Origin of the sequence: Paraburkholderia sp. SIMBA_027 (assembly GCF_046535315.1) — a bacterium.
Classification (GTDB): Bacteria; Pseudomonadota; Gammaproteobacteria; order Burkholderiales; family Burkholderiaceae; genus Paraburkholderia; species Paraburkholderia tropica.
Window position 1 is genome coordinate 1 of sequence record NZ_JAWRWY010001608.1, and the last position, 236, is coordinate 236.

The 236-nt window shown below is 62.7% G+C and carries 1 protein-coding gene; it reads right to left on the bottom strand.

Annotated features, from left to right (window positions below):
* A partial coding sequence (locus tag SB764_RS44615) for an aldehyde dehydrogenase family protein (protein WP_410867390.1) occupies positions 1–236 on the bottom strand: 236 nt, incomplete at both ends.

Sequence of the window (236 nt, forward strand, 5' to 3'; positions counted from 1 at the left end):
GTTGCAGATTCGCTTCCATCCGGTCGGCGATGCGGTTCAGAATGTTGGCGCGGTCGGTGGTCGAGGTCTTGCCCCATGCGGCTTTCGCGCGAAGGGCGGCGTCGAGCGCGAGTTCGATATCGGCCTCGCGTGAGCGCGGGATCGACGTGAACGGCTCGCCGGTGATCGGCGAGACATTGTCGAAGTACTCGCCTGCGACGGGCTTGACCCATTCACCGCCGATAAAATTCGCATAC